Source organism: Pseudomarimonas arenosa (genome assembly GCF_014841215.1).
In the GTDB taxonomy this organism is placed as follows: Bacteria; Pseudomonadota; Gammaproteobacteria; order Xanthomonadales; family Xanthomonadaceae; genus Pseudomarimonas; species Pseudomarimonas arenosa.
The window spans coordinates 40,400-47,672 of record NZ_JACYTR010000034.1 but is presented as its reverse complement, the minus strand read 5'-3'; the positions used below and the strand labels follow the sequence as shown (position 1 = coordinate 47,672).

General features: G+C 65.5%; 4 protein-coding genes. 3 read left to right on the top strand and 1 reads right to left on the bottom strand.

Annotated features, from left to right (window positions below):
• Positions 1 to 445 precede the first annotated feature (445 nt).
• On the top strand, positions 446 to 1,603 hold the full coding sequence (locus IFO71_RS14315) for a M23 family metallopeptidase (protein ID WP_192030332.1): 1,158 nt from the start codon (positions 446 to 448) through the stop codon (positions 1,601 to 1,603).
• 120 nt (positions 1,604 to 1,723) lie between these two features.
• On the opposite strand, the gene IFO71_RS14310 is transcribed toward IFO71_RS14315, so the two are convergent.
• Positions 1,724 to 5,164 carry a PAS domain-containing hybrid sensor histidine kinase/response regulator gene (locus IFO71_RS14310; RefSeq protein WP_192030331.1) on the bottom strand — a complete coding sequence of 1,147 codons (3,441 nt, stop codon included), beginning with the start codon at positions 5,162 to 5,164 and terminating at the stop codon, positions 1,724 to 1,726.
• A gap of 187 nt (positions 5,165 to 5,351) precedes the next feature.
• Between IFO71_RS14310 and ubiK the strand changes: the two genes are divergently transcribed.
• Positions 5,352 to 5,609, top strand: a complete 258-nt coding sequence (ubiK, locus tag IFO71_RS14305) for a ubiquinone biosynthesis accessory factor UbiK (protein WP_192030330.1) — start codon at positions 5,352 to 5,354, stop codon at positions 5,607 to 5,609.
• A gap of 115 nt (positions 5,610 to 5,724) precedes the next feature.
• Positions 5,725 to 7,227: a YifB family Mg chelatase-like AAA ATPase gene (locus IFO71_RS14300; protein WP_192030329.1), complete on the top strand. Its 1,503-nt coding sequence runs from the start codon at positions 5,725 to 5,727 to the stop codon at positions 7,225 to 7,227.
• Positions 7,228 to 7,273 lie beyond the last annotated feature (46 nt).

The following is a 7,273-nucleotide window of genomic DNA, read 5'->3' as shown; positions in this document are numbered from 1 at the left end:
TAGCCGTTGCTGCGTAGCAGCCGACCGAGCGTAGCGAAGGCGCAGGCTACGAAGTAGCCGTTGCTGCGACAGCAGCCGACCGAGCGTAGCGAAGGCGCAGGCTACGAAGTAGCCGTTGCTGCGACAGCAGCCGACCGAGCGTAGCGAAGGCGCAGGCTACGAAGCAGCCGAACAACGCGGCAATCGGCGCAAAGGACCTCAGGGCGAATGCCCTGCGTAGCCGCGCAGCGACCTCATGACATATCCGGGCTAGCTAGCGGTCAGCTGACATCCCGCATTCCGCGTTCGTCGGGCGCAACGAGTCGCGGGACGTCGTCAATCTCTGGACGCCGCAGGGCGCTGGGCTTAGCCTTGGCCGCAGCCGGCCCGCTGCCGACAGGTCACGCATCCAGGCGCAACCCAGCCGCGGAAGGCTGATATCGAGCGACTCACTGAGGAGTGCACCATGCGCATCGCCCCACTGCTTGGTTTGCTGGCACTGCTTTCCGTGGATGGCCCGCTGGCCCGGCCACCCGAGGGCGGCGGTGGCGTGGAGGCGGCGCACGATGAGATCCCCTTGATGGTCGCGCAGAAATACGCGCTGCAGGTGGAACAGGCAGCCCGCCAGCTGGCCAAGCGCGGCATCGATCCGTTGCGGCTGGCGCCGAAGATCGATGGCCTGGACTGGCCGTTGCGCGCACGCGGCAGTTTTCCCGACAACGACTATTGGGGCGTGTCGAACTTCGTCGATCTCAACCCGACCATTGGCGTGGTGCAGGATTACAACTGCGGTACGCGCAGCTACGACTTAAGCAGTGGATACAACCATGCCGGCATCGACTATTTTCTGTGGCCGTTTTCCTGGCGGATGATGGATGCCGAGCAGATCGAAGTGGTGGCCGCAGCCCCCGGCACGATCCTCTACAAGAGCGATGGCAATGATGACCGCAGCTGCCCCAACAATTATTCCGACGATTGGAACGCGGTGTATATCCAGCATGGCGATGGCACCGTCATGTGGTATGGCCATTTGAAGACCGGATCGCTGACCAGCGCGCCGGTCGGCAGCCAGGTCCAAACCGGCGCCTACCTCGGTCTGGTTGGCAGCTCCGGATTTTCCACTGGACCGCATCTGCACATGGAGCTGCGCAGCTCCGCCAGTGGCGGCGCCACGATCATTGAACCGCATGCCGGTAGCTGCCGTGCCGGCCTGAGCAACTGGGCGGCGCAGCGCCCGTATCGCTCAACCCGCATCAACCGTGTGGCCGCCCACGATGCCGTACCCAGTTTCAATGTCAGTTGTCCCAACCCCGGGCAGGAGCCGGATACCTTCGCGAGCAGTTTCGAGCCCGGACAGCAGGCCTACTTCGCCATCTACCTGCGCGATCAAACCAATGCCCTGCCGGCGACCATTCGCATTCGCAGGCCGGACGGCAGTGACTTCCAGAACTTCAATACCAACCTCAATGGCGAGTTCAACGCCTCGTATTGGTACTGGAGTTACATCCTGCCGGCCAACGCCATGGTCGGCACCTGGTCCTTCGAAGTCACCGCGGCCGGTGAAACCGTCAGCACGTTCTTCACCGTTGGCGCTAGCGTGTTTGCTGATGGCTTCGAGGGCTGAGCAAGTCATTGCAGTGCGCCGGTGGGTGGCTCTGAGCATCACCCCACGCGCCTCGTTGTTGAAGGTTCATCCTGGCGTCTTCTAACAGAGGGATACGCCGAACTGCAGAGGTCGGAGAGCTCAGGGCGCCGCGCCACGGGCCAGCGCTGCCTCGACCAGGGCACGCAGTGCTGCCGGACGAACCGGCTTGTTAAGCACGGGTATGCCGGCAGCGCGCGCACGCTGCTGCAGTTCGGCGCGGTTCTCGGCGGTCACCAGAGCGTAGGCTGGAGCCGGTTGCTGTCGGCGAGCGAGAATCTCGATTACGGCGAAGCCATCCAGTTCACTGCCCAGTCGGTAATCGACCAGCAGCAGATCGGCAGCGCGCCGATCGAGACACAGCAAAGCCTGCTCAAGGTCCAGCGCCGTGTCGACCGTCGCACCCCAGCGCTGCAGCAGGGCCGCCAGGCCATCGAGATTGGCTGCATCATCATCGACGCAGAGCACGTGAATATGCCGGCTCAGACCACTGCTCGGTACGCGTGGCTCCGATCTGATCTGTGCATCGGCTGGCGCCAGCGGCACCTCCAGTTCAAACAAGCTGCCGCGGCCCGGTCGTGATTTCAGGCGCAATGGCAGATCAAGAAGATGCGCCATGCGCTGGCAGATCGACAGACCCAGGCCCAAGCCCTGCTCGCCCCAGGGTGAGGGCGGGTCGAGACGCTGAAACTCCTCGAACACGCGCTCAACCTGCTCACTGGGAATGCCAGGGCCGGTATCCCAGACCTGGATCAGGGCGTGACTGGGCCGTTTGCGCACCGCCAACAGAACGCCGCCATGGCGGGTATAACGCAGCGCATTCGACACCAGGTTCTGTACGATTCGACGCAGCAGCACGCGATCGCTGTACAGGGCGATCGGCGCGGCATGCCAGCGCAGACTCAGCTCGCGTTGCTCGGCCACCGCAGCAAACGGCGTGTGCAGACTCTCGCAGAAAGCACGCGCCTGGAAGGCCGACATCTCAGCACGCAGCGCACCTGAATCCAGCCGCGACACCTCCAGCAGCCCGTCGAGCAATTCCTCGGCATTGTGCAGCGAACTGTGAATCCGCTCGACCAGGACGCGGGCGTCTTGCGGCTCGATCGGCTGGCTCTTCAACGCTGAGACAAACAGTCGCGCGGCGTTCAGGGGCTGCACCAGATCGTGACTGGCGGCGGCCAGAAAGCGCGACTTGCTATGGTTGGCTCGTTCCGCCTCGCCCTTCGCCAGCCGCTGCGCTTGCAGGGCATCGCTTAGTTCGGCGGTGCGCTCCTCGACCCGCCGTTCCAGACCGGCCTTGGCTTCGATCAGGGCCTGCTCGCTGCGCTTGTAGTCAGTGATGTCGGTGAAGGTAGTGGCGAAGCCGCCACCGGGCATCGGTTGGCCGCGCATTTCGATCACTCGACCGTCGGCCTGCACCCGTTCGAACACGTGCGGGTGACCCTTGATCATGTGGTTAAGTCGACGCTGTACCTGGGCCTCGACATCACCCGGGCCGATCTCGCCGCGCTCGGCATTCCAGCGAATCAGATCGGCCACCGGCCGGCCGACGTAGACCATGCCCTCGGGATACTCGAACAGCTCCAGGTAGCGGCGATTCCAGGCCACCAGCCGCATCTCGGCGTCAACCACACTGATGCCCTGGCTGATGTTGTCCAGAGTCGCCTCTAGCAGCTCGCGGTTGAAGCGCAGCGCCTGCGAGGTTTCATCCAGCAGGGCCACCACTTCTTCCAGTTCCAGGCCGCTGCCGCGCAGGGCCGTGGTCAGCACCCGGCGCGCCGAGGGTGCGCCGATCGCCCCGGCCAGCTGCCGTTCGACGAACTGCAGCAGTGGCCGATCGGCCAATTGGGCATCGTCCAGGTGACCGTGCTGGCTGGCATAGTCGTCCAGCACCCGCTGCGCGGTGCGTTCGCCGAGTATGCGGGCGGTGATCGCGCGAAGATCGGCCAGGGTTACCTTGCGACCCAGGTCATCGGTGGAACTACGTGCTGGGCGCAGCACCGGGCCAAGAAAGTTGCTGGCCTGCAGGCGCTCCTGAATGCCGGGCCGCCAGCGCAGCGAAACCAGGATCAGCAGGCTGATGTTCACCGCCAATGAGACGAAGGTGCCGTGACTGATCGGCTCCCATCCGCTCAGGCCAAGCAGACTGCGCGGTCGCAGCCCGTCGACGCCGAAGGGTCCGTGTGCCAGCCAGAGTTCCGGCGCCAGGGCGGGCAGCAACAAGGTGTAGGCCCAGACCGCAAAGCCGCCGATCAAGCCGGCCGCGGCACCCACGGCGCTGACCCGGCGCCAGAACAGGCCGGCCAGGATGGCCGGGGCAAACTGCGCGACCGCGGCAAAGGCCAGCAGACCGATCGAAGCCAGGCCATTGTCGGCGCCGCTCATCCGATGGAACAGGAAGGCGCCACCGGCCAATAACACGATGCTCAAGCGGCGTACCCAGAGCACGATCGGCGCCAGATCGCGGCCATACTCCAGCACACCGAAGCGAATCAGGCCGGGCACCACCAGGTGATTGCTGACCATGGTCGCCAGGGCCACGCTGGCCACGATCACCATACCGGTGGCGGCGGAGAATCCGCCGAGATAGACCAGCAAGGCCAGCAAGGGCTGGCCGGCTTCCAGTGGCAGGGCCAGTATCCATTGATCGGGCCGCACCTCGGCACCGAGCATCTGGCTACCAAGCAGGGTGATCGGCACCACCAGCACCGTGATTAGGGCCAGATAGGCCAGGAAGCCCCAACGCGCGGTTTCAAAGTCTCGACTGTCGGCGCATTCCACCACGGTGACCTGAAACTGCCGTGGCAGGCAGAACAGGGCACAGAAGGCCAGCAGCGTATGGGCGAAAAAGCCGTCAGGAAGCTCGAGCGGAATTGACGCTGTGAAGGCTTGCGCCGGCATGCCCAGCAGCGACCACAGTGCCCACAGGCCGATCGCCACGAAGGCCAGCAACTTAACCAGTGATTCAAGTGCAACGGCGAGCATCAGGCCGCGGTGGTGCTCACGGGCGTCGACCTCGCGAGTGCCAAAGCCGATGGCGAACACGGCCAGGATCAAGGCGACCGGCAGCGCGCTGTCGGCCCACCAGTCCGGCCGCTGCTGCGCCTGGCTCAGCACATCGATGCTCATCGCCACCGCGCGCAACTGCAGGGCGAGATAGGGCAGGGCGGCGATCAGGGCAATCAGGGTGACCAGGGCGGCCAGCGGGCCGGAGCGCCCAAAGCGCGCGGCCAGAAAATCGGCAATCGAGGTGATGCCGCGCTCGCGGCCGATCTCGATCAGTCGGCGCAGAATTTCCGGCGCCAGCAACAGCAGCAGCATCGGCCCGAGATAGATCGGCAAAAAACGCCAGAACTCGCGCGCCGCACTGCCCACCGCGCCGTAGAAGGTCCAGGAGGAGCAGTACACCGCCAGGGTAAAGGCATACACCCAGGCGCGCTGGCGCCCACTTAACTGAAAGTAGCCGCGATCGCCCAGGGCGGCTACGGCAAACAGAATGCCAAGGTACAGCAAGGAAACCAGCAGCAGGGCGGTACCGGACATCGGGCTCCCCCGAACAGGACCGCGCCATCATGCCAGACAGGCGGTGCTCGAGCTGCTAGCCGAAAGTCGAAGGTAGGCCGCCAGCGCCCGATGTAGGACAATTCCTACCCCAGGGCACAACATCGCCCGACGGACGAGCGACTGGCCGCGCGCTAGGCTGTCCCCACCCCACTGCAAGGAGCCGGCCATGCTGGATTTCAAATCGGTAGATGATCTGGCACGTCGCCTGAGCGACTTACTGCCGCCTGGTCTGGGCGCCGCCCGCGAAGATCTGCAGAAGAACTTCCGTTCCGCCCTGCAGGCCGGTCTTGGCCGGCTCGATCTGGTGACCCGCGAGGAGTTCGACGTGCAGCGCGCCGTGCTATTGCGCACCCGCGAAAAACTCGATGCGCTGGAGCGCAGCGTGGCGGAACTCGAAGCTCAGCACAACTCAGACGCCGACTGAGTCACCGCTCCGGCGCAGCGGTCGGAGCAAGCCACTGCGGCGCTGATCCCGCGCCCGCCGATGATCATCGACCCGTCAACCAATTCCCTTGGTTGGCAACGGAGTGCCCTGTCCGATGTCTCTCGCCTTGGTCCATTCGCGCGCGCAGGATGGCGTGCACGCGCCGCCGGTGCAGGTCGAAGTGCACCTCTCCGGCGGCTTGCCGGGCATGTCGATTGTCGGCCTGCCGGAAGCGGCGGTGCGCGAGAGCAAGGATCGAGTGCGTGCGGCCCTGATCTGCGCCCAGTTCGAAATGCCGCAGCGCCGGATTACCGTCAACCTCGCCCCGGCCGACCTGCCGAAGGAAGGCTCGCGCTTCGACCTGCCGATAGCCCTCGGCATTCTGGCCGCCAGTGGCCAGATTCCGGTGGAATCGCTGGCCGATTGCGAATTTGTCGGCGAGCTGGCTCTCACCGGCCAGTTGCGCGCCGTGCCCGGCTGCCTGCCCGCCGTTCTGGCCGCCACGCGCCAACAACGCAAGGTGATCGTACCGACCGACAACCGCCAGGAAGCGGGCCTCGCCCGCCAGGCCGAAGTGATCTGCGCGCAGAGCCTGCTTGAAGTCTGCGCCCATCTACGCGGGGACCAGCTCATCAACCCCCTGCAGGAACTGCACTTAGCCGATGACTGCGTTGAGGCCGGCCTCGATCTGGCCGATGTGCGCGGCCAACCGGTGGCGCGCCGCGCGTTGGAGATCGCCGCTGCCGGCGCCCACCATCTACTGCTGATTGGCCCACCCGGCAGCGGCAAGAGCATGCTGGCCCAGCGCCTACCCGGCCTGCTGCCCGACCTGCCCGAACAGGCCGCGCTGGAGGCTGCCGCGGTACGCAGTCTGTCGCAACACACGCTGGACCTGCGACGCTGGAACCGGCCCAGCTACCGTGCTCCCCACCACACCGCCAGCGCGGTCGCCTTGGTCGGCGGCGGCTCACCCCCGCGCCCCGGCGAAATCAGCTTGGCCCACCACGGCGTGCTGTTTCTCGATGAGCTGCCCGAGTGGGAACGTCGTGTGTTGGAGGTGCTGCGCGAGCCACTGGAATCCGGCCATATCGTCATCTCCCGCGCCGCCCGCCAGGCCGAGTTTCCGGCCCGTTTCCAACTGATCGCGGCGATGAACCCCTGCCCCTGCGGCTGGCATGGCGACCCCTCCGGACGCTGTCGCTGCAGCGCCGATCTGGTCGCCCGCTACCGCGGCCGTATCTCCGGCCCCCTGCTCGATCGCATCGACTTGATCGTCGAAGTCCCGCGCTTGCACGCGCAGGAACTGCGCGCCGACGGCCGCCGTGGCGAAAGCAGCCAACAGGTCGCCCAACGGGTACTGCAAGCCCGCCATCGTCAACACCAGCGCGGCGAACTTAACGCCCACTTGAGTCAAGGCCTGCTGAACCAGCACTGCATGCTGGAAGCCGACAGCCAAGCCCTGCTCGACCGCGCCATCGACCGCCTGCAACTCAGCGCCCGTGCCAGCCAACGCATCCTCCGCGTCGCCCGCACCATCGCCGACCTGCAAGACAAACCCGCCATCGACCAAACCGCCCTGGCCGAAGCCATCAGCTTTCGCCGGATGGCGAATGGGTGATTGGTGATTGGTGATTGGTGATTGGTGATTGGTGATTGCGGGATTG